Here is a 24,060-nt window from a genome sequence, read left to right as displayed (position 1 = left end):
TTCTGCCGCAAAGCGGACATTCGTCCTTGCGCAGAGCTCGGCTACAGTTCCAACCGGTCCGAAGTACGAGATCTGGAGAAAAACCGTCGACTTCCGATCACAACAGGTAGAGAGTTATTTTTCACCGCTCGGATTGGCTTCTGCATGACCGCGCTATGGTGGCAGGCGGGTGTGATCTATCAGATCTACCCACGTTCCTTTCAGGACACCAACGACGACGGCATCGGCGACCTCACGGGGATCGGGCGGCGGCTCGAATATCTTGTCAGCCTTGGGGTCGACGCGATCTGGATCTCCCCCGTCTACCCGTCGCCGATGGTTGATTTCGGCTATGACGTCGCCGACTATTGCGACGTCGATCCACGCTTCGGCACGCTGGCAGACTTCGACGATCTGCTCATGCAAGCCCATCGGCGGGGGCTTAAGGTTTTGCTCGACTTCGTGCCCAACCACACATCCGACCAGCACCCGTGGTTTGTCGAGAGCCGCTCTTCGCGGGAAAATCAGAAAAGAAACTGGTACATCTGGCGCGATCCTGCCGCTGACGGCGGACCACCCAACAACTGGATCAGCGATTTCGGCGGCTCAGCCTGGCAATGGGACAAGGCAACCAGACAATATTACTACCACGCCTTTCTGAAGGAGCAGCCAGACCTCAACTGGCGTCATCCAGCCGTGCAAGCGGCGATGTACGATGTGATGCGTTTTTGGTTCGACCGCGGCGTCGATGGCTTCCGTATCGACGTGCTGTGGCACATGCTCAAGGCGGCAGACTTCCCGGACAATCCACCCAACCCGGCCTATCGGTCCGAAATGGGCGAAATGCACCGCCTGCTTCAACTTCATTCGACAGATCAGCCCGAGGTGCACCGGATCGCCGCCGATATGCGTGAAATCGCCGACAGCTATGGCGCCAGGGGACAGAGCGAGCGAGTCCTGATTGGTGAGGTCTACCTGCCAGTCGATCGGCTCATGCAATATTATGGTGATACGCGCCCAGAGGTGCACCTGCCGTTCAATTTCCAGCTCATTGATACGCCGTGGGGGGCGCGCTCCCTTGCGGCATTGATCGCCAACTATGAGGCGGCGCTACCGTCCGGTGGCTGGCCAAACTGGGTGCTCGGCAACCATGACCGGCCGCGCGTTGCCGCCAAGCGCGGTCAGGCCCAGGCCCGCGTCGCAGCGGTGCTGTTGCTGACGCTCCGCGGCACACCCACGCTCTACTATGGCGACGAACTCGGTTTGAGTGATGTCGGGATCGAACCATCCCAGGTCCGGGACCCGCGCGAGTTGCGCGAGCCCGGTTTGGCGTTGGGCCGCGACCCCGTGCGCACGCCGATGCCATGGGATGAGAGCGAAAATGCCGGTTTCACCACGGTTAAGCCGTGGCTGCCGCTCAATGCCGACTGGCCCACGCGCAACGTGGCGCGCATGACGGAAGATTCTCAATCAATCTTGACACTTTATCGTCGGCTAATTGCGCTCAGGCGGAATTGCTTGGCGTTGTCGACCGGTGATTTCGTACTGTTGAGTGGGGAAGGCGAGATACTTGCTTACGAGCGCCGACACGACGCGGAGCGGCTGATTGTGGCGCTCAACTTCGGGGGGAGGCCGCACCGACTGCAGTTGCCGGATTGGGCGCGTGGGAGTCGGTTGCTGTTGTCCACTGTGGACGATGCGACGCTGGTTGAAGGCGGGGCCATCCTACTACGGTCGAATGAAGGTGTAGTGCTTAGGGCCGGATAGCACCAAGCAGGGAAGGAGGGTTGCTTGCGTATCGCCATGCTGGCGCCGATCTCCTGGCGTACACCGCCGCGCCATTACGGTCCCTGGGAGCAGGTCACAAGTCTCTTGACCGAGGCGCTGGTGGCGCGCGGTGTTGATGTCACCCTGTTCGCCACAAAGGATAGCAGAACCGCGGCCAGGCTCGATGGCATTTGCCCGGCGCCCTATTCCGAGGACCCCGCGATCGACGCCAAAGTGTGGGAGATGCTCCACGTCGCCCATGTCTTTGAACAGGCCGGTGAGTTCGATCTTATTCACAACCAGGCCGATTTCGTACCGCTCGCCTTCTCGCGGCTGGTCGGGACCCCGATGGTGACGACGATCCACGGTTTCTCGTCAGAGCGCATTCTGCCCGCCTTCAAGCAATACGAAAATCGCGTCCACTATGTCGCGATCAGCCAGGCCGACCGCCATCCGGACCTGCGCTATGCCGCAACGATCCACCATGGCATCCCGCTGCAGGACTTTCCCTTCGACCCGCATGGCAGCGAAGATCTGCTTTTCTTCGGCCGCATTCATCCGGACAAGGGGGCTGCTGAAGCGATCACGGCAGCCCATCGATCCAGACGGAAATTGATCATGGCCGGCATCGTCCAGGACCAGAATTATCACAACGAGCTGGTCGCGCCCGCACTCGACGGCCGGTCCGTCGTCTATCTTGGCCCGGTCGGCGGCGCGGCGCGCGCAAGGACTCTCGGCTCCGCGCGCGCGCTGCTCCACCTCATCAATTTCGATGAGCCGTTTGGCCTGTCGGTGGTGGAAGCGCTCGCCTGCGGAACGCCAGTGATTGCCTGCAACCGCGGATCGATGCCCGAGCTGATCGAGGATGGCGTAACCGGCTTCCTGGTCGACAGCCTCGATGCGGCGGTAGATGCGATCAATCGTATCGGCGAAATCGATCGCGCCGCGTGCCGTGCGGCGGTATCTGCACGCTTCACGGTAGATCTCATGGCCGATCGATATTTGGGCCTGTACCGATCGATCCTTGGCTGAGAATCGGTGGTTGCAAGAAGTCTACGGCCAAAAATGACAAGCGCATAGACCCGGTTCGATGCCCACTGCGTGGCCGAGCGCAGTATTTCGTCAGCTTTAGCTCTCGCGCGCGGGATAGTCGCAAATGACCGCCATTGGCGTGCGCCGTGCAAAGGCGGCGCTTTCCAGTGGGTGCAAGCCCCACCCGGCAATCGCTCCAGCCGGAAGCAATCGGAGCAGTCATGGAGGTAACGAAGTGGCTGAAGCCTTCGATTAGCGTGTCGCGAATTGGCGACAGCGCGAGTGTGCAGGCCGCAACGCGAGTAAACGCTGAGCAAGCCTCGAAAAGGTCGATGTGCAGGCCGACCCGACTGCCATATCGGGGAAGGCTGATACGGCTAGGTGAACGAGCGAAGATTACGCCTAGCTGCTGCACCGGGGTACTGGCGGCGGCATGTACACAAGGAAAGCGTACGCAACACGGGAAGCCCCAAGGCGTGGTCAGCGATGACCAACCGGACGCCCGCGAGGGACAGGCCGGGCGCCTTGGGGTGGCGGAGAGGTTCGTAGTACCGCTGAAGCCGGGTAACGCCGGTGGAGGGAAGGGACCTCAGTTCAAGACAGACGCAACAAGTGGTGAGGGATTTGGAGATTGGGCAACCTATCAACTCCGAAAACTGTTCAGAAACTGCAGAAGGCGTTGCACGCGAAAGCGAAGGCAGAAGCCGGCTATCGCTTCTACGCCCTGTACGACAAGATCAGCCGTGAGGACATTCTGGCCCATGCGTTTGCCCAGTGCCGCTCCAACAAGGGCGCACCGGGGGTAGACGGTCAGGACTTCGCGGACATCGAGGCGTATGGCGTCGAGCGGTGGCTTGGCGAACTGGCGCTTGCGCTCCGGGAGGAGAGCTACCATCCGGATCCTATCAGAAGAGTGTTCATCCCGAAGGCCAATGGCAAGCTCAGGCCGCTGGGCATCTCGACCGTGCGGGATCGGGTCTGCATGACAGCAGCGATGCTGGTGCTGGAACCGATCTTCGAAGCCGACCTTCCACCCGAACAGTACGCGTACCGGCCCGGGCGCAATGCCCAACAGGCGGTGGTCAAGGTGGAAGAGCTGATGTTCCGGGGCCACCCGGAAGTCGTTGACGCCGACCTCGCGGACTACTTCGGAAGCATCCCCCATGCCGAGCTATTACAGTCGGTAGCGCGCCGGATCGTTGATCGACGCGTGCTGCATCTGATCAAGATGTGGCTGGAATGCCCCGTGGAAGAAACCGATGATCGAGGAAGGAAGACACGCACGACCGAAGCCCGGGACAACCGGCGCGGCATTCCGCAGGGTTCACCCATCTCACCGTTGCTGGCGAATATATACATGCGCCGGTTCGTGCTGGGATGGAAGAAGCTCGGACTGGAGCAACGCCTCGGCAGTCGTATCGTGACCTATGCCGATGATCTTGTGATCCTGTGCAAGAAGGGCGAAGCCGATGAGGCATTGCAACAACTGCGCAAGATCATGAGCAAGCTGAAGCTCACGGTCAACGAGGAGAAGACACGAATCTGCAAGGTCCCGGAAGGGGAGTTCGACTTTCTGGGGTACACGTTCGGACGAATGTATTCTGTGAGAACCGGCCAGGCGCGCCTGGGTTACCGGCCATCGAAGAAGAGCATCAAGCGCATGGTTGAGCAAATCCATGCACTGACGGACCGAACGGGGACATGGCAAGAGGTCACTAAGCTGGTGGGCACAGTGAACCGCACGCTGCGCGGATGGGCGAACTACTTTCGAGTAGGCACCGTCAGCAAGGCGTATCGGGCACTCGACAGCTACACAGCGATGCGGCTGCGCCGGTGGTTGCAGTTCAAGCACAAAACCAGGCGTCGCAAGGGCGGGAGCTATCCACTCTCGCATCTTTACGGGCACTTTGGGCTCGTACGCCTGAGCAGGCTTGGGCACGACGTGCCGTGGGTGAAGGCGTGAAGTTTTGTCCGAGAGCTGGATGCGGGAAATCTGCCTGTCCAGTTCGATGAGCGGGGTGTGGAAACGGGGACATGGTCGAACCAGTAAGGCACCGCCGAACGAAAGGGGCGGAAACAGATATGTTCGAACCTAAAGCTACCGCGTCACACCTCGACTCTACGCAAAGCGGGCCACCGGCATGATGCTCTGTCGACAGGACGTAGAAGCATAGGGGCTCCTCCGCCACCCCGCCCTCCGCGTCGCTCTATGGCGAGCGTATCATTTATAACGACTGAGCAGTCTGGCTCTCCCCAAACAGAATTACCAACTCGCCACTTCGCGCGAAGCGGACATCCGGTTTGGAGTAAGGTTTTACGGCTTTCGACGTCCCTGTTAACGTAACTGGCGGCGGCGATTTATCGCCATCTTGCTTGCATTTTTTGGGTTTGGGGCGGACTTATGGTAACAGACCTCAATGATTTCAATGGTCCGGCCCAGACTACGAATCTTGGGGGGCAGGAGTTCTAATCTCTTCGGGCGCGCCATTTTGCCACCATTCAGAATAAAACTGCGAACCCGGGGCTAGGATCGGCGCTATCGGGCGAAGCAAAATTGCGTCAGGCTGACGTTGGATCAAGTGGGCACACGCCAATCTTCACGATGACGCAAATAGACGCCAGAATTACCGAACTCGCGCCACGATCACTGCGCTGGAACGCCAGCGCGAGGAGATCGTAGCCGAGATCAACGCTCTGCGATCGGCGCAGAGTGAGGGGACCGCGGCCATTAAGGTGGTCCTTCCGGCAAGAGCCGGCGATCCCATCGACCGGAATTCGACAATCAAAGAGGAGATTGCTCTGTTTCGCCGACTTTTCCGCGGTCGCTCAGATGTCTTTCCCGTCCGTTGGGAGAACCGCGCGACGGGGCGCAGCGGCTACGCGCCTTCTGGCCCGCATGGCTGCGAAACGCCGTATTGGCTATCAGGCAATTGGTTACAAGATATTGGGTGCGCGCGATTTGTTTTCCGGTCAGGTTATTGCATCGCTCTCACGCCGCCTCGTAAGACGCGATCTTCTTGATCTGCGGCGCGAGCACGTCTTCGGCCGTTTCGAGATCGAAGCGCGTCTGAATGTTCATCCAGAACGCAGCGCCGGTCTTGAAGAATTTGCCGAGCCGCAGCGCGGTGTCGGCCGTAACGGGCTTTTCTTCGCGCGCGATGCGTTCGATCCGGGTGCGCGGCACGTTCAGCGCGGCCGCGACCGCGTAAGGTGTCAGCTTAAGCGGAACGAGAAATTCTTCCCGCAGGATTTCGCCGGGATGAACCGGCGGAAGTTTCTTTGCCATGTGCGAACTCCTATTCGGTGGCCACATTCGGCCGGTCTGGCTAGTGATAGTCGATCATCTCCACGTCTTCGGGACCCGCATCGGTCCACCTGAACACGACCCGCCATTGATCGTTGATGCGGATCGAGTGCTTACCCGCCAAATCGCCCCTAAGAGCTTCAAGGCGGTTTCCGGGAGGCGAGTTCAAGGCCTCAAGAAAGGTGGCGGCGTCCACCATAATCAGTTTTCGGCGAGCTACCTTGGCGAGATTTGCTGGGAAACCCTTCGGGACCCTGCGGCCCTGAAGGATCGGCTCGGCAAATTTCCCCTTGAAGTTCCTGATCATGAGCAATACGTATCCCGTCGGGATACGTATTGCAAGGCTTTCGTATCTCGATGAGATACCATCGGCGAGCGCCGCGCTTCGCTGCGTCAGCGCGCGCCGCTTGATCGTCGGCATCCAACCCGGGCAGTGGCCTGAGGTCTGCATTGCGGCCACGCGCTGATCAATATCCCGGACCACGGCCGCGGCGCGTCGCCACGTGAGTCGACTCTGCAATACACCGGTCCGGCGGTAGGCGGCTGCTATTCGTCATAATGTGGGCTGCTCAACGCATTGTGCGGAACTGGTACTGCGGGCGTGTAGGCCCGCTTGAATTTATATCGTAATATCAAATACATAAGAGTTCGTAGTTTTGTTCTGAATGGCGCGCCAGATCTTAAGTTTCAAGGTCCTGTCGATCGCCCGTCGGTCCTCTGCCGGTCTGCAGGCCGGCGGAGCGCAATCGCCCTAGCAACTCCCTAGGGTCCGGAGCTAACCTTCTTCCAAACGGCGCGAGGGAGTTTTGAATGATCAGGGGCAGGGAAATTGCGACGGCTGCCTTCATGGCGTGGGCTGTGCTCGCGTGTCTGGGCACGAAAGCGGATGCCGCGCAGTGCGGCAGCTCGGCGGCCGGTTTCGAGGCCTGGAAAGGACAATTCGCGGGGGAGGCGAGGGCAAAAGGCGTCGGCGGCTCCGGCATCGCGGCGTTGATGCAGACGAACTATGCGGCAGCGACCATTGCCGCCGACCGCGGCCAGCGAAGCTTCGGTCTGTCGCTCGATCAGTTTCTCGCCAAACGCGGGGCTTCGACCATCGTCGCCCGCGGTCGTTCGTTGAAGCAATCCCAGGCCGCATTGTTCGCATCCATCCAGCAGCGTTACGGCGTCCCGCCGGGGCCGCTGATCGCGATCTGGGGAATGGAGACGGGCTTCGGAAGCCAGCGCGGCAATCAGAACATGCTCTCAGCCGTCGCCACCCTCGCCTACGACTGCCGTCGGTCGGAATATTTCACCGAGCAACTCTACGCCGCCCTGCAGCTGATCGATCGCGGCGCCCTCTCGGCAAGCACGCGCGGCTCGATGCATGGCGAAATCGGCCAGACCCAGTTTTTGCCGAAGAACATCCTCGCTTATGGCACCGGCAATCTCGACGTCGCTGCCAACGCGCTAAACTCGACGGCGAACTTCCTCAAGGCCCATGGCTGGCGTGCCGGCGCCGGATACCAGCCCGGCGAAGCCAATTTCGCGGCGATCCAGGCATGGAACGCCGCACAGGTCTACCAGCGCGCCATCGCGCTCATGGGCCGCCAGATCGACGGAGGCGAGGGCGCCGTGGAGCGCTGATCGGCCTTCTAACCGGGCTTGTCACCGGCCTTGGTCGCTGCCCCTGGCGCCGGCTTGTCGCCGGCGCGGATGCGGCGGCGTGCTCTGGCCATGAGATTTTGCGCGTCAGTCGACGCGATCCCGAGCGCCAGCGCGACCTCCTCAAGTGCCACGCCGTGGACCTCGTGCATGAGGGCCCGATCACCCACCCTAGCGCTCCGGATCGCCGTCCGCCGCGTCTTCGGCATGTAGGCCTGCCGCCGCTGATACCCCGCGCAGCCGGATGACCATGGCGATGACGTCGACGTCGACCTTGAGAAGGTCGAGATCGCGCGTCATCTCCCGCAGCTCCTGGCCTTTGCGGGCAAGCTCCTCCGATACATCGACGGCCATCTTGCGGTCGGTCACCCCGCCCGAACTGCTGATGAACAGCTTGGCTTTCATCCATTCCAGTCGCGCGCGCTGCGTGTCGCGTGCGAACTTCTTTTCAACGTATTGGCGGCGGGCGCTGTGGTATGCGGCGATCAGCGCCGGTTCCGGCATGTTCCACAGTTCTTCGATGGATAGCGTCATGGTCCGGTCATTGTTGCGGGGTGAGCAAAATCGGGCCGCCCTTCGGCTTGCCGGCCTTTGGCGCTGGTGCGCTCGGGCGCATGGCCTGTGGCGGAGCCGGCTCGACGCATTGAAATGCGGTCTTCAGCGAGGCGATGGCAAGTTCGGACGCCGGTTGTCCGCGTTTGTCGGGATTATCAGTGAGATATTTGAGAACAACGTCGCGCACTTTCTCTCGATCGACGGCCGGCATGGCACATCGATAGCCTGTTGCGTGCATCATGTCGAAATAGGCGGTCGACATCCCCATACAAAGATAATTGTGTCCGGACGCGTTATCCGTGCAGAGGTTCCACAGATCGGCGCCGGTGTCGAAATATTCGGCATGCGCGATGCCGGGAAAAAACAACAGGGCGGCGATTACCAAACGCTTCATCATGACCTCGCATTTGACAGGTGCTAAGCGCGCGAGTGAATCGTTAATTCGCGTTCTCAAGCAAGCCAATTCTCCACGTTCAGGCCACGGATGCGTTTGAACTCGTCCCTATTGGCGGTGACGATCGTGGCACCGGTCGCATGGGCGTGGGCGGCGATGAGCAGGTCGTTGCTGCCGATCGGTTTTCCGGCTGCTTCCAGTTCGGCGCGGATTCCGCCGTATTCGGTGTCGGCCGGCACTTCGAACGGCAGCACGTCGATCTCACCGAGCAGATCCTCGACGGCCTTGAGCAACCGCTTCGAGCCGCTCTTGGCGCATCCGTAGCGCAACTCGGCCGCAACGATGATGCTGGTGCAGATGTTGCCCTCGCCCACCTTGGCGATCCGCTTCGCGGCTCGGCCCTGCGGGTTCCTGACCAGATCGGAAATGATGTTCGTGTCCAGCATGTAGCGTGTCAAAGCACGTTCTCCGACGCCGGTACCGGATCGTCGATCTCGGGAAAATCCTCCTCCAGCGGCTTCATCGTCTTGAGCAGGCTGACCAGTCCGCGTTTGCGCACCGGCTCGATCACCAGACGGTCGCCGTCACGGTGCATGATCGCTTCATCGCCCGGCAACTCGAATTCGACGGGAATACGGACCGCCTGGTTGCGGCCATTGCGGAACAATCTGACGTGCCTTTGCTCGGTCATGAGCTTGCCTCCAAGCATATGCCATAGACATATGCCACGGAGCGTCCGATCGCAAGAGGCGGCGGGGAGTTCGAATTCCTTCTGGCGAGCGCCCTCACGCCTCCCCGTCAACAAAACGCGCCAGCGTATCGGTCCCATAATTCTCGCCGATAGACATCCCGCAAATCCGTGACAGGTGCGTATAGGGCAATCCCGTCTCCTCGGCCCACGCATTGAACTGCGCCTGCACCTTGGCGAGGTCGCGTTTTGACGTGATCGCCTCCGCCACGTCCAGACCAGAATCGCGCAGGCACGCGACCACGTCCTTGGATGTCACGAACCCGTCCCAGCCGAGGAAGCGCAACAACATCTGGCCGGTATTGCCGCCGAGCCGGCTGCCGCGCTTCGCCAGCAGCTCGAGCAATCCGATTTGGTCGGAGGACGGCCATTTGGCAAGCCATTTTCCAAAACTGCCATGTTCCTTCGCGACTTCCCGGACGAAAGAGGCATTGGCGCGCACCGACATGATCTTGGCGCCGTTGCGCACGATGCGCGCATCCTTGATCAAGGCGTCCCAGAACTCGTCGGGCTCAAGCGAAAGCCGGCCCGGCTCGAATTTCAGAAACGCTTGCTCGAATCCTGCCCATTTCGCCTCGATGACGCTCCACGCAAAACCCGCCGAAAACACCCGCCGGGTCATCTCCGCAAGCGCGCGGTCGTCGCCAAGTCTGGCGAGCGCCTTTGCCTCCGGCTTGGGAGGCAGCAGCGCCTGCAGCGCCTTCGCCCCGCCTTTGCGCTTCTCGGCGCGGGAGCGGATCGTTTTGAACGGGATGGTCATGCACGAATCCGGCGGGCTATTGTTGTGGGCGCCGCGCCTGGTTCAAGTTCCAGGCCTTGTCCAGATTGCGGGCCTCGGCGAGCGCGGCCGCGCTCGGCAAGAGGGTCGAGTCGAGGTCGGTCTCGGTGAAATCGGCACCAGCGAGATTGGCGTTGGAGAGGTCGGCTCCCGCAAGGCTGGCGTGGTTGAGGTTGCAGTTGGCCAGATTGGCGTTCTGCAGCTTTGCGAATTCGAGATTGGCGCGCGAGAGATTGGCGCCGCTCAGATCAGCATTCCTGAGATCGGCGGACTTGAGCACGCCACGCATCAGGCCCATCGATTGGTTGCGCATGTCCGCGCTCAAATCGGCTCCCGCAAGCTTGGCCCCGATCAGGCTGGCACCGGATAGATCTCCGGTTATGCGGGCGCCGCTCAAATCGGCACCGCCAAGCTTGGCGCGTTGCATCTGCGTGCTGAGCAGCGATGCCTTGACGAGGGACGCCTCCGTCAAATCCGCGTCGATCAGCCAGGCCTGGTTCAGGATGGCCCGATCGAAGCGCGCGCCTTTCAGATCCGTCCGATTGAGCCTTGCCAGGCGAAGATTGCTGCCGGAGAAGTCGAGGCCCGAGAGATCGAGGTGCGACAGTCGCTTTCCTTCCAAATTCGCAGAGCGTTGCTCTCCGCCCCCCGGGGGCGCCGCCTTGAGCAGCGCGTCGACCTCGGCACGCGTCATCTCGGAAGTCGACATTTCCGGACTGTTGAGGTCGACATAGCGCAGCAGATCCTGCGCCACGGCGTCATGGGGGTGAACCAGCAGCGCCGCCATCGACACAAGGACAAATGCGAGACGAAACAGCATCAGCGTCTCTCGGCCTGCCCTGGTTTGATCATAGCATGAAGCATACGCACCGTCTCATGCAGATTTCGGGCTGGGGGCACTGTGAAGTTGACCCGTCGCGACGAGCGAATTGTCGCTGGGCTTCGACATAGGCCGCCGGCAATTCCACATCGGACATCTTGTGCAATGCCTCGGCTGAAAGGCTCATGGCACCGGACTGAGGCTTGTTGATAACGCGCGCCGCCACCCCACCGAGTGGGTTTTTCACCTGTATTATGCAGGAATTCCGAATCACCGGGGAGTGGACCATGGCAACGAACATGGCACAAAAGCGCGCCAGAAAGGCCCAACGCCGGAAACAGGTGGTGGCGCAGAAGCGACGGGCCGAGTTGTTGGAGAATAGCTTGCCCGCCCTCGTGCTGCGGGCTGCGCGTGCGCCCATTCAACACTGCTTCCTCACCGAATCATTGTTCGAGATCGGCATGGGAACGCTGGTTCTGGCGCGCGGCGCCACGCGCGATCACCTCGCGTTGAGTTCGTTTCTGATCGATGTGTTCTGTCTCGGCATCAAGGATGTGATGTTCGAATCGGTCGAACGCGACGTTTTCGAGATGTACATGGACGCGACGGATGCCGGGTCGCCTATGGTTTCCGTCGATCCGAGCTACGCCCGCAAGCTGCTTCGCGATCTTGCGGCGTGGTCGCAATCGATCGGTTTCGCGCCGCACCGGGACTTCGCAGCGGTGGAGCGGATGTTCGGCGACGTGAGCGCGGACGCCAGCGAGGCGGTCTTTCAGTTCGGTCGCGACGGCAGGCCCATCTATATTCCCGGTCCGAACGACGGAGCTCCCCTTATTCAGCGGCGGATCAAACAACTGCAGAAGTATCTCGGCGATGACGGATTCGGATTCGGGACGGCCGCCTGAGACCAAATCTGCGCTCTCGCCGGCGCGCGGTCGTCGCCAAGTCTGGCGAGCGCCTTTTCCTCCGGCTTGGGAGGCAGCAGCGCCTGCAGCGCCTTTGCCCCGCCCTTGCGTTTCTCGGCGCGGGACCGGATCGTTTTGAACGGGATGCTCATGCGGACCAGTGGCTATCTCGTAACTACCGCGGCGCGAATTTGTAGCGGAAGGTGCAACTCGGCTTGCCCTGCATGATCGTCTGTGCGCGATCGAGGCTGACCTCGCCTTCGCCGACCGCCGCGATATCGAAATCCGCTTCGCATATCAGCAGCGCGCCGAGTTCGGGTTCGCCGAGTGCGCGGAAGAATTCGGCGAAGCGGCAGCGCGTCACGTCGATGTCCAGCGCCTCTTCGTCATGGCGCAGAATCTCGAATTCGACCTCCCTGCCGGAAACCTCACCCCACACGCTTTGGATGGCCGCCCATTTGCGCCGCGGATTGCCGTCGATGCCATCGCCGATTGCCGCGAACAGCTGCTTCGACCAGTCGCGCAAGGCTCCCTTCACGATGGCGTCGGCCTTGTCCTTTCCGAGCTCAGCCCGCAACGCGCGCAACACCGGCACCAGCACTTGGGCCTGTATCCGCGTTTTGTCGAGGAGAGACAGGTTGGGATCCACGAGATAGCCGTCGAGCACGCTGGTCATTGTTTGCTCCCGAATTCTTTTCTTCCGGGCGAACGTCTTCCGAGCGAACGTCGCAAGCGCCGCGTGTCGCGGCCTGCGCAGCAGGTTGGTCGCTCCGCTCCGCCTGATGTGCGACAAGGTCCGCTACCCGGCGAAGAATGGCAAGCGGCGATCACGCGTCGCGCTGCAATTGCAGGTGATTTGCCCGTCGGGCAAAAACCTGTCGAGTCCCATTCGAAAAAATATTCCGCTTCTCGTCTGACCCAAATCACTCGTATATCCATCACCGTCTCGTCCCACTCGAGGGGCGCTTCGCGGTCGTCACGAACGCGGGACGGGATGCGGTGGACATAGGCGGCGCTACTGACGAGAGCGCCTGCATATGGACGGCGAAGTCGTGTGGTCCTGACACCCCGACGCTGGTGTCAAGTTGGTGGAAGCAGTTCCGCTGATGACGGTGGCAAAAGAGCCCGGTCACCGGGGAGAGCACGAAATAAGCCGTAAACCATTGCGTGCGGGAATGCCGGGATGTTCCGGTGGACCTGTGGTGACTAACGCGCGTGTTTACTACACTACACGCGCGGCTGCGGGTGCATCGGCGCCCGGCATTCCCCACGCCCTCTTTGGGCGGACAGTTCATGCATCACCCGGGCGGATCGCGCCGCGGGAACGCGAAGTCACGTCGGATGCCGGCAGCACCCCCCTTAAGGTGAACCTATCCCCGCAACGCGGTGACCAAGATCGGTAGCGGCTGACTTTCGCAATGACGCGGCGCCTTCGATGAAGACATTTCCCTCTTTGACCCTGGCATTGATCGCGATCTGCGTCGCCATCGCGGCGATGATGCAGTTCGGCTCCGAAGAGGAAATTCTGCGCGCGCTCTCCATCGCAAATCCCGACAGCCTCGGCCTGGAGCAAATCAAGGCCGGCGAGGTGTGGCGGCTGCTGACCCCCGCTTTCATTCATTTTGGCCCGGTCCATCTTTTGTTCAACATGATCTGGCTGTGGGATCTCGGACGCATGATCGAGGCCAAACGAGGATCCTTCTTCCTCGGCGGCTTCGTTGTGGTGATCGGGATCGCGTCGAACCTCGCGCAGTTTTTCGCCGCAGGCCCCACCTTCGGCGGCATGTCGGGGGTCATCTACGGCATGCTCGCCTATGTCTTCATGCAAATGCGCACTGATGCCAATTCCGGATACGTCCTGCACAAATTCGATGTCATCACCAGCGTTGGATGGTTCTTTCTGTGCTGGATCGGGGCGCTCGGCTCGATCGCCAATTGGGCCCACAGCACCGGCCTCATCGGAGGCCTGGCGTGGTCCTATCTGGAGACACAGCTCGCACGCCGGCTAGAGCCGCAGCCGGATCAGGCCGGGCGCGGCCGACTGGCGCGACTTTCGAATTTCATCCCGTTGGGAATAGCGATCAGCGCGCTCGCACTCGTGCTGGCGATCATGTCGATGCGCGACCACGAAATGGCGCGCCGATGCGTTGATCGAACCGGTGTGAGACCGGATCGGCGGATCGCGATCTGTTCGGCGATACTGGAAACAAACCGCAGAGGCATCGGCGCGCGGTCCCGCGCGCTCATCGGCCGCGGCGACGCCTATCGCGACAATGGGCAATACGATCTCGCAACCCAGGACTATGACGCTGCCATCGACCTCGATCCCACCAGCGTCAGGGCTCTTGCGGGACTCGGGCTCGCCAAACTGAACAATGGAAATACCGCGGACGGAAAGGCCGATATCGGCCGCGCCAGGCAGATGGATCCCGAGGTGGGCGAGGTCTATCCCGAACTGCGATACCGGGAGATGGCGGATGAAGCGCTCGCCGGGGTGGATCTGCACGATGCCGCCGCCGTCGGCACGGCGATGCGCGGGGTGGTGCGGCGAATCCTGATGAGCCTGCCGCCCTCGACCCTTCCGGACGAGGTCCCCAATGAACGTCTGATCGCCTTTCGCACCGACGCCTCGGGCGTTTCGATCCCGCCGCGGCTGCGCGCGCTGTATCCGCAGCAGATGAGCATCTTGCTTCAGTATCAGTATCGCGACCTCGCCGTCAGGCAAAAATCCTTCTCGGTCACCTTGAGCTTCGGGCAGGTTTCGGAAACCCTTTCGATCCCGTTCGCCGCGATGACGGATTTCGAGGACCGGACGGTCAATTTCTGGGTGCATTTTAGCGATGTCGCGCCCGCCGTGACCGGCAATGCGAAACGATAGACATCGTCAATTATGCAAGAACCACGTCTAGAGCAGAATCGCGCGCTAGAGCATGATCCGGAAAAGTGGGTACCGGTTTTCCGAAAAAGATCATGCTCAAACAAAAGGATAGAACGGGATGACGATTCGAAGAAAAGTCATCGCGCTCTAGCCGCGCGGAACCGGCGTCATCCACGCGATCAGCGCGCCGACGGCGTCCTTGAAGATGGCGAGACGGCCGACGCCCTCGACATCGAAGGGCTCGCGTATCATCTGCGCTCCGGCCTTCTTGGCGGCCGCGACGCGCTTGTCGATATCGTCGACGTCGATATAGGCGAGCCAATGCGGCGGCACGCCCCTAAAATGCTCGCCTTTCATTTCGAAGATTCCGGCGACCGGACGGTCGCCTACTTTGGCGATCCGGTAGACGCCATCCGGCCCCGGCATCTCCTCGAACTGCCAGCCGAGCAGCGAGCCGTAGAAATCGCAGGCCTTCTTGGGATTATCCGTATAGAGCTCGTTCCAAGTGAAGGTGCCGTGGCTGATCATCGTGGCTCTCCTGCTGATTTTTCTGATGAACTCTGGAACGCCGGGGACGGTCCTGACGCCTTGACGAGCGTCAACGTAACATGCTCGCGTCCGGAGGTAGTGGAGGTATCTGGTTACCTCGAAGCTCCGTCTTCATCCGCAATATTACCGGAGTCCGCCGTTCGATTTTGCGCCGTCGATGCGGCAAAGCTTTGGTTCTGCGCAGATATCTCGGATTTTAAGTTCACCCTTACCAAGGTTGTTTACGGGCAATTGTCCCCTCTTCGATTAGCCTTGGGCATGATCGAAGCCGTCGTCCCGAAGAAAGCGCTGAAAGCCGTTCGGCGCTGGTTCTATCTCGGCAATGCCAAAACGCCGGTGGGCAGCGCGCTGCTCCTCGAGCAGTTCCGCATCCTGACGACGCAGGTTCCGGTTCTCTACGGCGTGCTGATCATTGACAGCATCAGTCTTGCCTACGTGCTGTCGCCGTCGCTTCCGATCTGGTTTCGCTTCGGCGTCCCGGGGATCCTTCTACTGGCCAGCGTATCCCGCATGACCTATTGGATGAGGCTGAGAGCGGTGGTGCCGACCGCTGAACAAGCTCTCAACCATCTCTTCAGGACCCGGATCCTGGCCTCCACAATGAACGCGGGCTTTTCGTTATGGACGCTGGCGCTGCTTGAATATGTTGATCCGGATATGCGCGCTCCGGTCGCACTCCTCGTCTTCGTTGGCTCGGTCGCAAGCGCCTATTGCCTCGGCAGCTTTCCGAGCGCCGCCCGACTCACGCTGCTGATCTCCGCTCTTCCGATTTCGCTGCGGCTGATGTTCACCGGCGAAGCGCCGCTGGTCTGCATCGGCTTGAATCTCTGCCTGTTGCTGGTGCCGCTGATCCGGATGATGAACACCAGCTACCGTGATCTGGTCAATCTGGTCGCATCGCGGGCGGAGCTTTCCGCCGAAGGCAGGCGCGCACGAACGGCCGAGATGATCGCGCTGAAGGAGCAGGCCAAGGCGCGCGAGATCGCCAGCCGCTTCGACTTGGCGCTCAACAACATGTCGCAGGGTCTGTGCTTCTTCGACGGCGAGCAGCGGCTGATCGCGTATAATCGGCGCTACCTCGACTTGTACGGTCTGCCGCCGGAGAGCGTGAAGCCGGGCATGCTGCTGGCTGAGATCGTCGATCTCAGGTTCGCGGCGGGAAGCTTTCCCGCCATGACCCAAGACGAATACCTCGCGTGGCGCAACGACCTGGTGGCCAGCGAAGAGGTGCACGACACCATCGTCGAACTGGCGAACGGCCGTGTCTTCCAGATCTGCCATCGGCCGATGCCCGATCGCGGCTGGGTCGCGACCCATGAGGATATCACCGAGCGGTTCCACGCCGAAAAGGCGCTCACCGAAGCAAAATCCAATGCCGAGCGGGCTGAGGCTGCCGCCCGCGCGGCGCATGCGACCCTGATCGACGCATTGGACGTGGTGCCGGAAGGTCTCGTGATCCTCGACAAGGACGATCGCTACGTGCTGTGGAACCAGCGCTATGCCGAAGCCTATGGCGAGAGCCTGGAGGCGATTGCGGCAGGCGTGAGTTTCGAGGAGACGCTGCGTTTCGGACTGGCGCGCGGACAATATCCGGAAGCCGAGGGTTGCGAAGAACAATGGTTGCGCGAGCGCCTCGCCCGCCATGCGCAACCGCAGAGCACGCATGAGCAGCAATTGCCGGGGGATCGCTGGGTCCGGATCGAGGAACGCCGCATGTCGGACGGCGGCAGCATCGGTATCCGCGTCGACATCACCGACTTGAAACGCCGGGAGGCCTCGTTCCGCCTGCTGTTCGAGGAAAACCCGCTGCCGATGTGGGTGGTCGATATCAACACGCTCGAACTTCTGGCGGTGAACGCCGCGACCTGCCGCCATTATGGCTACAGCCGCGAGCAGATGCTGTCGATGACGGTGAAAGATTTGCGCGTTCCCGAGGAGACCGAAAGACTGCACAACGAGTTTCGCCAGAACAAGGGCTTGCAGACCGGGCACGAAACCCGCCGCCATGTCACGGCCGACGGCAGGGTGATCGACGTCGCCATCGAGGCGCGGCCGTTGCGCTACAACGACCGCGATGCCGCCGTTGCGGTGGCGTTCGACATGACCGACCGCAAACGCGCCGAGCAACGCATCCTGCATCTGGCGTGTCACGATGCGCTGACGGATCTGCCGAATCGCGCCGCGCTGGATGGCCAGTTTTCGCGGGCGCTCGAGGGAGCCCGCCAGCGCAACGGTAACTTCGCGGTGCTGTGCATCGACTTCGATCGTTTCAAGGAGATCAACGATCTGTTCGGGCATTCGATGGGCGACAAGGCGCTGCGCGAGGCCTCAACGCGCCTTCAGGTCGCCGCCCAAGGCGCCTTCCTCGCGCGGATCGGCGGCGACGAATTCATCGCGATCACCGAACAGGATCCGCTACCGTCAAGCGCCGAGCTGCTGGCGAGCCGGCTGCGCGGCGCGCTCGAAGCGGGCATCGAAATCGACGGCCATTGTTTCGACCTCGATCTCAGCATCGGGATCGCGGTCTATCCGCGGGACGGCGAAGACGCGCGCTCGCTGTTTGCCAACGCCGATGCGGCGCTCTATCGCGCCAAGCACGAAGGCCGCGGCGTGGTCCGTTTCTTCACGCCTGCGATGGATCAGCAGTTGCGCGACCGGCGAGCGCTGGAGCGCGATCTCCGCTCCGCGGTCGCGAACGGCGAGTTGTTTGTCGAATACCAGCCGCAACGCCACAGCGACGGCGAGATCATCGGGTTCGAAGCGCTGGTACGCTGGCATCATCCGCAACGCGGCATCGTGCCGCCGGCGGAATTCATCCCGATCGCCGAGGAGAGCGATCTGATCATCGGGATCGGAGAATGGGTGCTGCGGCAGGCCTGCCGCGAAGCGGCCTCATGGGACGACACGCTGCAGGTCGCCGTCAACGTGTCGGCGATCCAATTCCGCCGGGGCGATCTGCAGCAAATGGTCCGAACGGTGCTGCAGGAAACCGGAATCCCGCCGGCGCGGCTCGAGCTCGAGATCACCGAGGGGGTATTGATCGAAAACCTCGCGCGCGCGGCGTCGATGCTCAATTCCCTGAAGATATTGGGTATCCGCATCGCGCTCGACGATTTCGGCACCGGATATTCCTCGCTGTCCTACCTGCAATCGCTTCCGCTCGACAGGATCAAGATCGACCGCTCGTTTGTCGCAAGCCTCGGCCGCACCGACCGCTCGCTCGCGATCGTCCGCGCCGTCATCGGCCTTGCGCATGGGCTCGGGCTGCCCGTGCTTGCGGAGGGTGTCGAAACCAAGGAGCAGCTCAGGGCGTTGATCCGCGAAGGCTGCGACGAAATGCAGGGCTATCTGATCGGACGCCCCCATCCGATCGAGGCTTATGCCGAGGTGGTCGGTAGTGATCAGCGGCGCCAGAAAATGCTGGTGCGGAATTCAGCGCTCTGAGCCGCGCCAACGCTTACTTTGGCGGGCGCAGCTCGCCCCGAAGCCATCCGTTGGCGTGGCCGGATTTGAACGGATCGGGACGCGCGCATTCCTCGCAAACGGATACGCGAGCGCCCCGCTCACCCGATGCCTGCGCAAGCGTCACCCTCGCGCCGCATCGCGGACATTCGCTGGTATGATCGACCTGTCCCATGCCCCGATTCTGAATCGCCGACAGCGGCAAGTCCATTCCAAATGCGGGATCGCCGATAGCAAATTCTGCTCGGGCCATTGGCGGCGGGGCAACCCCGGCCAAATGGCCGGGACCGGCCCGGCCGTCCGGCCGATAGTCTTTAGCTGCGGCATCGCCCAGTTTCGTACCTATCTTAACGGATAGGAGCATCCCATGACCGATCAAGCAGACCCCGCTGCAGACCCCTTGGTCCAATTCTCGAACGCGCTCGTCGCGCGCGCGGAAACCGCAAACAACGCTGTCGTCGCGATCCGCCTTGCGCACGGCCGGCATCTGACCGGCTTGCTGTGGCGATCCGATATCGTCGTCGCCTCCGAGCAGTCGCTGCCGCGAAAGGATGAATTTGAGCTGGTTGCGCCGGGCGGCTCGGTCGTGACGGCCAAGATCGCCGGACGCGATCCCAGCACCAATATCGCGATTTTGCGGCCGGCAACGCCGCTTGTCGCGCCGTCGATCGCCGCGGGCGAGGCGCAGACCGGCGCGGTTGCATTGGCGATCGGCGCCGATGGAACCGGGGCTGCCAGCGCGCGGCTCGGGCTCGTCAATCTCGCCGGGCCCGAATGGCATTCGAGCCGCGGCGGCCTGATCGACCGCCGTATCGTGCTCGATCTCCGTCTGGCTCAGCGCGAAGAGGGCGGGCCGGTTTTCGACGCCGCCGGCGGCTGTATGGGCATGTCGACCTTCGGGCCGCGCGGCCAGGTCATTGCGATACCGACCGCAACCATTGAACGCATCGTGCCGCAATTGCTGAAGGATGGCCGCATCGCGCGCGGCTGGCTCGGGGTCGCCTTGCAGGCCGTCGCCGTGCCCGACGCGCTGCGCGAGACCGCCGGGCAGTCCAGCGGGTTGATGGTGATGTCGGTCGCCGAAGGCGGCCCCGCGGCGCAGGCCGGAATTGTGGCCGGCGACATCATCCTCAGCGTCGACGGGACCTCGACGCATCGGTTCCGGAGGTTAGCAAGACTGTTCGGCGCCGATAGTATCGGGCGAAAGGCCGATCTTCGCCTGATCAGGAGCGGCGCGGTGATCACGGTGCAGGCAACGATCGCAGAACGGCAGGCCGCATGAGCGAGGCGGCCAACAAGCTGGCACCAACCGGGCGGCTGCGGGTCGCCGTTCATGCCGTGGATTCACAGCGCCGTAACGCCTTGAGCAGGGTGATCGCGGAGGCCGGGCATCTTGTCGTCGGCGGCGAGGATGCAGCCGACGTGGTGCTGGCGGACGGCGACCGCCCGGCAGGCGAAACCCGCCCGGTGGTCACGCTCGGAGGGGCCGATCATGACTTGCCCGGCGTGCTATCGCGCGATGCCGGCGCGGACCAGATCGATGCCGCGATACGGGCGGTGGCTGCCGGGCTGATCGTGCGCGTGCCTGACGCGGATTTGGGTTTTGGCGCGATGCGCGAGACCGACGGTCAGGCGCTACTGACGCCGCGCGAGCTCGAAGTGCTGGCCGCACTTGCCGAAGGCCTGACCAACAAGGCCATCGCGCGGCGCCTGAACATTTCGCTGCACACGGTGAAATTCCATGTCGAATCCGTGTTCCGGAAACTCGGCGCGCGCACCCGGACCGAAGCCGTCGCAAAAGCCTCCGAACGCCGCCGCTACGAGACCATCACGCTGTGACAAGATAATATTCGAATTCCTTTCAATCGCATCGGTGGCTCGTTTTAATGTCCTTGCGCGAGCCAGTTCGTCGTTGCGGGCAATGGCGTAGGGTTTAGTATGCGGGGAAAACCCGCTGCTCACGTCCCGCCTGCTTTGGGCTGATACATGGTCGCGGCGGCGGGCAGCCCAGCTATGAAGGAGGAAGCCATGTATGCCGCCATTCGTCAGGGCAAAGCAAAGCCCGGCACGGCCGAAGAGCTGGCACGCAGGATCAAAGAGGGGGCCATTCCGATCATCAGCGATGTCGAAGGTTTCATGGCCTATTATGTGGTCTACGCGCCGGACGACACGGTTACGGCAATCAGCATATTCAACAACCACGCGGGAGCTGAGGAGTCGAACAGACGCGGGCTCGCATGGAGCGAACGGAACCTCGCGCCTCTGCTGATCGGGCCAGCCACGGCGGTTGCCGGTCCGGTGATCGTGCATACGCTGGCTTGAGAATACACGCCAGCCGACCACGATTCCGGCGGCAAGCGTCCGTCATTTCCGCTATCATCAAACCATGACGATCGGGATCACCGGACCCGGGCGGAAGGCACCAAGGCGAAGCGCCTTGGTCGGGTTCATCATTGCGGCCGTCCTGGTCGGGATTTGCCTGATCCTCCTCGAGCTCACGAGCGACTTCCTGGTCGACTGGCTGTGGTTTTCCTCGATCGGTTATCTGCAGGTTTTCTTGACGACGATCGGCGCCAAAGCCGTCGTCTTCTTTACCGTTTTGACGGCGACCGCCATCGTCCTTTGGCTGAACGGGTGGTTTGCGGTGCGCTTTGGCCGGCGGCAGGCGGCATATGCCGTCGCCGCCTCCGCCGCGAACCCCTCAGGCCATACGCCGCCGCCCAATCTGCTCACGTTCATGCGTGATCGACTGCCGTGGCCCCGGGCGATCGCAGTTGGTGCAGGCCTGCTCGCTCTATTGGTTGCTGCGGCTGAAGCCGGCAACTGGGGCATCTACCTGCGGTTTCTCTATCACGTGCCATACGGCGCGGACGATCCACTTTACCACAAAGACATCGGCTTCTATCTCTTCTCATTGCCCGCCTATATCGCAATCAAGAACTGGATGCTGCTCGCAATCGTTCTGAGCACGCTTTTTGCCGGGACGATCTACTGGGTGCACGGCGACATCGAATACGATGCTTACAACCGATCAGTGTCGCCGGCAGTGATTGCCCACGGCTCGGTGCTGGCCGGTCTTCTCTTCGCGGTGAAGGCTTGGTCCTATGGTCTCGACCGCTATCTCCTGCTCTACGGCGACAACGGCGTCGTCGTCGGCGCAAGCTACACCGATGTACATGTCGGGCTACCGGGCCTGTGGTTGATGATTGGGCTTTCGATCGTCGCGGCGCTCGCCGCGTGGATGAACCTGCAGGTGCGCACCTACCGGCTTCCTGCCGCCGGGTTCCTACTCGTCGGCATCGGCTCCTTCATGCTGTCTGGTGCGGTCCCAGTGCTGTTCCGGCAGTTTTTCGTCAAACCATCCGAGTTGCAGCTAGAGAAGCCCTACATCGAGCGCAACATCGCGCTCACCAGGCAGGCCTACCATCTCGATCAGATCGCGGCCAAGCCGTTTGCTGCCGAACAAAACCTTACCTTCAAGACGCTGGAGGCCAACAAGGCGACAATCGAAAATATCAGGCTGTGGGATTGGTTGCCCTTGTCGGATACCTACGCGCAGCTGCAGGAAATCCGTACCTACTACAAATTCCATGACCTTGACGTTGATCGCTACTGGCTCGATGGATCCTACCAAAGCGTGATGCTCTCGGCACGCGAATTGCGGCCCTCCTTGCTGCCGCCGAATGCTCAGACATGGGTCAACCGCCATCTGCTGTTTACTCACGGCAATGGCGCGGTGATGAGCCCGGTCACCCGCAAGAGCACCGAAGGACTGCCGGTCTTCTATTTGCGGGATATTCCTCCTGTTGCCGACGGAGGTCCAAAAATCGACGAGCCGCGCATCTACTACGGGGAAGAGAGCGACGATTACGTCATCGTCAAGGGGAGCACGCCGGAATTCGATTATCCGAAAGGGAAAGACAACGTCTATGCGGCCTATGACGGTGCCGGCGGCGTTCCGATCGGAGCTTTGGTGTGGAGAACGCTGTTCGCTTACTACTTCAACGATCCGAACCTAGTTCTCTCAAGCTACATCACGGCCGACAGCCGGATCATGATCCGGCGCAATATCCAGGAACGGATGCGCACCATCGCGCCATTCCTCCGGCTCGATCACGATCCATATCTGGTTGTCAGCAATGGGCGAATGTTCTGGATGCAGGACGCCTATACGACGAGTTCCTATTTCCCTTCGGCGCAGCCCGCGAAAGATCTCGATCTCAATTACATTCGCAATTCGGTGAAAATTATCGTCGATGCCTATAACGGGACCGTCGACTTCTATCTGATCGACCCCGGCGACCCGATTGCCGCGACCTACCGGCGGGTCTTCCCGGGCCTGTTCAAGCCGTTCGCCGCCATGCCTCCCGACTTGCAGAAGCACATTCGCTATCCGGAGGATATGTTCCTGATTCAGGCGCGGCTCTATCAAACCTACCACATGGAGGCGGCTGACGTTTTCTACAACCGCGAGGATCTCTGGCAGTTCCCGCGGCAACCGGGCGGCGACGGCGTCTCGATGATGACCCCTTATTATATCATCATGCGGCTGCCCGGCGAGCCGCAGGCCGAGTTCTTCCTGATGCTTCCGATGGTACCGAGCCGCCGCGACAACATGATAGCCTGGCTCGCCGCGCGTTGCGACGCGCCCGACTACGGCAAACTGATCGTCTACGAGTTCCCCAAGGAGAAGCTCGTCTACGGGCCGTTTCAGATCGAGGCGCGGATCAACCAAAACACCGATATCTCGCAACAACTCACGCTGTGGAACCAGATGGGCTCACGGGTGATCCGCGGCGCGAACTTGCTTGTGATCCCGATCGAGAACTCGATCCTTTATGTGTCGCCGCTCTATTTGCGCGCGGAGCACGGACACCTGCCGGAACTGAAACGTGTGATCGCGGCCTATGGTGAACATGTGGTGATGAAGGAGACGCTCGCCGAGGCCCTGTCGGCGCTGTTCATTGAACCCGGCGCTGCGGCGCCAGTCTCAAGCACGACAGGGGAAGCTCCCGCAGCAGCTCCGGCGGCAGGTCCAGCACGGCAGGCGCTCGATCGCTACAATCGGGCGGTCGAGCGATTGAAATCCGGAGATTGGAAAGGCTTCGGCACGCAGTTCGATGCCATGCGCGAGCTTTTGGAGGAAATGAACCGACAATCCGCCGGGCATTAGCAAGATCTCATCGCTCCTTGTTTGAGCGTGATCTTTCGGAAAACCGTCCGGGCGCCGGCGCTACGAGACGAT

Annotated in this window: 23 protein-coding genes; 12 read left to right on the top strand and 11 right to left on the bottom strand. The window is 61.5% G+C overall.

Going from position 1 to position 24,060, the window contains the following annotated elements; translation table 11 throughout:
* Window positions 1-144: 144 nt before the first annotated feature.
* The 4 genes from B5526_RS38450 (at window position 145) to B5526_RS39745 (ending at window position 5,799) form a co-directional block, all read left to right on the top strand.
* The gene (locus B5526_RS38450; protein WP_172842050.1) at window positions 145-1,746 is read left to right on the top strand and encodes an alpha-amylase family glycosyl hydrolase; all 1,602 of its coding nucleotides are present in this window, start codon (window positions 145-147) and stop codon (window positions 1,744-1,746) included.
* A gap of 24 nt (window positions 1,747-1,770) precedes the next feature.
* A complete protein-coding gene (locus B5526_RS38445) occupies window positions 1,771-2,778 on the top strand; it encodes a glycosyltransferase family 4 protein (protein WP_197688439.1) in 1,008 nt (335 codons plus the stop codon).
* A gap of 631 nt (window positions 2,779-3,409) precedes the next feature.
* Window positions 3,410-4,741: a group II intron reverse transcriptase/maturase gene (ltrA, locus tag B5526_RS15205; protein WP_154071316.1), complete on the top strand. Its 1,332-nt coding sequence runs from the start codon at window positions 3,410-3,412 to the stop codon at window positions 4,739-4,741.
* Between the two features lie 770 nt (window positions 4,742-5,511).
* On the top strand, window positions 5,512-5,799 hold the full coding sequence (locus B5526_RS39745) for a TOTE conflict system archaeo-eukaryotic primase domain-containing protein (RefSeq protein ID WP_154071315.1): 288 nt from the start codon (window positions 5,512-5,514) through the stop codon (window positions 5,797-5,799).
* Here B5526_RS39745 and B5526_RS15200 read toward each other — a convergent pair.
* Window positions 5,768-6,064, bottom strand: coding sequence for a HigA family addiction module antitoxin (locus tag B5526_RS15200; protein ID WP_079539176.1), 297 nt, complete (start codon window positions 6,062-6,064; stop codon window positions 5,768-5,770). The genes B5526_RS39745 and B5526_RS15200 overlap by 32 nt on opposite strands.
* A 40-nt stretch (window positions 6,065-6,104) precedes the next feature.
* Window positions 6,105-6,533, bottom strand: coding sequence for a type II toxin-antitoxin system RelE/ParE family toxin (locus tag B5526_RS15195; protein ID WP_349642783.1), 429 nt, complete (start codon window positions 6,531-6,533; stop codon window positions 6,105-6,107).
* A gap of 359 nt (window positions 6,534-6,892) precedes the next feature.
* Here B5526_RS15195 and B5526_RS15190 point away from each other — a divergent pair, with 359 nt between their 5' ends.
* Window positions 6,893-7,708: a lytic murein transglycosylase gene (locus B5526_RS15190; RefSeq protein ID WP_079539174.1), complete on the top strand. Its 816-nt coding sequence runs from the start codon at window positions 6,893-6,895 to the stop codon at window positions 7,706-7,708.
* A gap of 8 nt (window positions 7,709-7,716) precedes the next feature.
* Here B5526_RS15190 and B5526_RS37720 read toward each other — a convergent pair whose 3' ends face one another.
* The 7 genes from B5526_RS37720 to B5526_RS15160 all read right to left on the bottom strand — a co-directional run bounded on the left by B5526_RS37720 (window position 7,717) and on the right by B5526_RS15160 (window position 11,021).
* Window positions 7,717-7,860, bottom strand: a complete 144-nt coding sequence (locus B5526_RS37720; protein WP_154071314.1) for a hypothetical protein — start codon at window positions 7,858-7,860, stop codon at window positions 7,717-7,719.
* A gap of 37 nt (window positions 7,861-7,897) precedes the next feature.
* Window positions 7,898-8,230, bottom strand: a complete 333-nt coding sequence (locus tag B5526_RS15185) for a hypothetical protein (RefSeq protein WP_244562299.1) — start codon at window positions 8,228-8,230, stop codon at window positions 7,898-7,900.
* A 37-nt stretch (window positions 8,231-8,267) separates the two neighbouring features.
* Window positions 8,268-8,675 (bottom strand): Rap1a/Tai family immunity protein, encoded by a 408-nt coding sequence (locus tag B5526_RS15180; protein WP_154071313.1) that lies wholly within the window; start codon window positions 8,673-8,675, stop codon window positions 8,268-8,270.
* A 56-nt stretch (window positions 8,676-8,731) separates the two neighbouring features.
* Entirely contained in the window at window positions 8,732-9,121 is a 390-nt protein-coding gene (locus B5526_RS15175; protein WP_433994626.1) for a type II toxin-antitoxin system VapC family toxin, read from the bottom strand.
* An 8-nt stretch (window positions 9,122-9,129) separates the two neighbouring features.
* The gene (locus B5526_RS15170) at window positions 9,130-9,366 is read right to left on the bottom strand and encodes an antitoxin (RefSeq protein WP_079545014.1); all 237 of its coding nucleotides are present in this window, start codon (window positions 9,364-9,366) and stop codon (window positions 9,130-9,132) included.
* Between the two features lie 94 nt (window positions 9,367-9,460).
* A complete protein-coding gene (locus B5526_RS15165; protein ID WP_079539167.1) occupies window positions 9,461-10,183 on the bottom strand; it encodes a DNA-3-methyladenine glycosylase I in 723 nt (240 codons plus the stop codon).
* Between the two features lie 16 nt (window positions 10,184-10,199).
* Window positions 10,200-11,021 carry a pentapeptide repeat-containing protein gene (locus tag B5526_RS15160; protein ID WP_079539166.1) on the bottom strand — a complete coding sequence of 274 codons (822 nt, stop codon included), beginning with the start codon at window positions 11,019-11,021 and terminating at the stop codon, window positions 10,200-10,202.
* Between the two features lie 203 nt (window positions 11,022-11,224).
* On the opposite strand from B5526_RS15160, the gene B5526_RS15150 reads away from it, so the two are divergent.
* Window positions 11,225-11,926 (top strand): hypothetical protein, encoded by a 702-nt coding sequence (locus B5526_RS15150; RefSeq protein ID WP_154071312.1) that lies wholly within the window; start codon window positions 11,225-11,227, stop codon window positions 11,924-11,926.
* A 175-nt stretch (window positions 11,927-12,101) separates the two neighbouring features.
* On the opposite strand, the gene B5526_RS15145 is transcribed toward B5526_RS15150, so the two are convergent.
* Complete coding sequence (locus B5526_RS15145) at window positions 12,102-12,602, bottom strand: L-2-amino-thiazoline-4-carboxylic acid hydrolase (RefSeq protein ID WP_079539161.1); 501 nt, start codon at window positions 12,600-12,602, stop codon at window positions 12,102-12,104.
* A 759-nt stretch (window positions 12,603-13,361) separates the two neighbouring features.
* On the opposite strand from B5526_RS15145, the gene B5526_RS15140 reads away from it, so the two are divergent.
* Window positions 13,362-14,804: a ClpXP protease specificity-enhancing factor SspB gene (locus B5526_RS15140; RefSeq protein WP_079539159.1), complete on the top strand. Its 1,443-nt coding sequence runs from the start codon at window positions 13,362-13,364 to the stop codon at window positions 14,802-14,804.
* Between the two features lie 147 nt (window positions 14,805-14,951).
* Here the strand turns inward: B5526_RS15140 and B5526_RS15135 are convergent, their stop codons facing one another.
* Window positions 14,952-15,332, bottom strand: coding sequence for a VOC family protein (locus B5526_RS15135; RefSeq protein WP_079539157.1), 381 nt, complete (start codon window positions 15,330-15,332; stop codon window positions 14,952-14,954).
* 279 nt (window positions 15,333-15,611) lie between these two features.
* On the opposite strand from B5526_RS15135, the gene B5526_RS15130 reads away from it, so the two are divergent.
* The 5 genes from B5526_RS15130 to B5526_RS15105 all read left to right on the top strand — a co-directional run bounded on the left by B5526_RS15130 (window position 15,612) and on the right by B5526_RS15105 (window position 23,988).
* Window positions 15,612-18,797: an EAL domain-containing protein gene (locus B5526_RS15130; protein WP_079539155.1), complete on the top strand. Its 3,186-nt coding sequence runs from the start codon at window positions 15,612-15,614 to the stop codon at window positions 18,795-18,797.
* Between the two features lie 385 nt (window positions 18,798-19,182).
* Complete coding sequence (locus B5526_RS15120) at window positions 19,183-20,097, top strand: S1C family serine protease (protein ID WP_079539151.1); 915 nt, start codon at window positions 19,183-19,185, stop codon at window positions 20,095-20,097.
* The gene (locus B5526_RS15115; RefSeq protein WP_079539149.1) at window positions 20,094-20,654 is read left to right on the top strand and encodes a response regulator transcription factor; all 561 of its coding nucleotides are present in this window, start codon (window positions 20,094-20,096) and stop codon (window positions 20,652-20,654) included. Before B5526_RS15120 ends, B5526_RS15115 begins: the two co-directional genes overlap by 4 nt.
* Window positions 20,655-20,843: 189 nt before the next feature.
* Window positions 20,844-21,137 (top strand): antibiotic biosynthesis monooxygenase, encoded by a 294-nt coding sequence (locus B5526_RS15110; RefSeq protein ID WP_079545013.1) that lies wholly within the window; start codon window positions 20,844-20,846, stop codon window positions 21,135-21,137.
* Between the two features lie 64 nt (window positions 21,138-21,201).
* Window positions 21,202-23,988 (top strand): UPF0182 family membrane protein, encoded by a 2,787-nt coding sequence (locus tag B5526_RS15105; protein WP_079539147.1) that lies wholly within the window; start codon window positions 21,202-21,204, stop codon window positions 23,986-23,988.
* The last annotated feature ends 72 nt before the right edge of the window (window positions 23,989-24,060 follow it).

Origin of the sequence: Bradyrhizobium lablabi (assembly GCF_900141755.1) — a bacterium.
GTDB lineage: Bacteria > Pseudomonadota > Alphaproteobacteria > Rhizobiales > Xanthobacteraceae > Bradyrhizobium > Bradyrhizobium lablabi_A.
The sequence above is the reverse complement of the archived record's forward strand: the minus strand, read 5'-3'. Positions and strand labels throughout refer to the sequence as shown.

Excerpts from the sequence above, each read along its gene's own strand:
- B5526_RS38450 (WP_172842050.1), top strand. The coding sequence starts at position 145 with ATGACCGCGCTATGGTGGCAGGCGGGTGTGATCTATCAGATCTACCCA.
- B5526_RS15200 (WP_079539176.1), bottom strand. The coding sequence starts at position 6,064 with ATGGCAAAGAAACTTCCGCCGGTTCATCCCGGCGAAATCCTGCGGGAA.
- B5526_RS15195 (WP_349642783.1), bottom strand. The coding sequence starts at position 6,533 with ATGCAGACCTCAGGCCACTGCCCGGGTTGGATGCCGACGATCAAGCGG.
- B5526_RS15190 (WP_079539174.1), top strand. The coding sequence starts at position 6,893 with ATGATCAGGGGCAGGGAAATTGCGACGGCTGCCTTCATGGCGTGGGCT.
- B5526_RS15185 (WP_244562299.1), bottom strand. The coding sequence starts at position 8,230 with ATGCCGGAACCGGCGCTGATCGCCGCATACCACAGCGCCCGCCGCCAA.
- B5526_RS15180 (WP_154071313.1), bottom strand. The coding sequence starts at position 8,675 with ATGAAGCGTTTGGTAATCGCCGCCCTGTTGTTTTTTCCCGGCATCGCG.
- B5526_RS15175 (WP_433994626.1), bottom strand. The coding sequence starts at position 9,121 with ATGCTGGACACGAACATCATTTCCGATCTGGTCAGGAACCCGCAGGGC.
- B5526_RS15170 (WP_079545014.1), bottom strand. The coding sequence starts at position 9,366 with ATGACCGAGCAAAGGCACGTCAGATTGTTCCGCAATGGCCGCAACCAG.
- B5526_RS15165 (WP_079539167.1), bottom strand. The coding sequence starts at position 10,183 with ATGACCATCCCGTTCAAAACGATCCGCTCCCGCGCCGAGAAGCGCAAA.
- B5526_RS15160 (WP_079539166.1), bottom strand. The coding sequence starts at position 11,021 with ATGCTGTTTCGTCTCGCATTTGTCCTTGTGTCGATGGCGGCGCTGCTG.
- B5526_RS15145 (WP_079539161.1), bottom strand. The coding sequence starts at position 12,602 with ATGACCAGCGTGCTCGACGGCTATCTCGTGGATCCCAACCTGTCTCTC.
- B5526_RS15140 (WP_079539159.1), top strand. The coding sequence starts at position 13,362 with ATGAAGACATTTCCCTCTTTGACCCTGGCATTGATCGCGATCTGCGTC.
- B5526_RS15135 (WP_079539157.1), bottom strand. The coding sequence starts at position 15,332 with ATGATCAGCCACGGCACCTTCACTTGGAACGAGCTCTATACGGATAAT.
- B5526_RS15130 (WP_079539155.1), top strand. The coding sequence starts at position 15,612 with ATGATCGAAGCCGTCGTCCCGAAGAAAGCGCTGAAAGCCGTTCGGCGC.
- B5526_RS15120 (WP_079539151.1), top strand. The coding sequence starts at position 19,183 with ATGACCGATCAAGCAGACCCCGCTGCAGACCCCTTGGTCCAATTCTCG.
- B5526_RS15115 (WP_079539149.1), top strand. The coding sequence starts at position 20,094 with ATGAGCGAGGCGGCCAACAAGCTGGCACCAACCGGGCGGCTGCGGGTC.
- B5526_RS15110 (WP_079545013.1), top strand. The coding sequence starts at position 20,844 with ATGTATGCCGCCATTCGTCAGGGCAAAGCAAAGCCCGGCACGGCCGAA.
- B5526_RS15105 (WP_079539147.1), top strand. The coding sequence starts at position 21,202 with ATGACGATCGGGATCACCGGACCCGGGCGGAAGGCACCAAGGCGAAGC.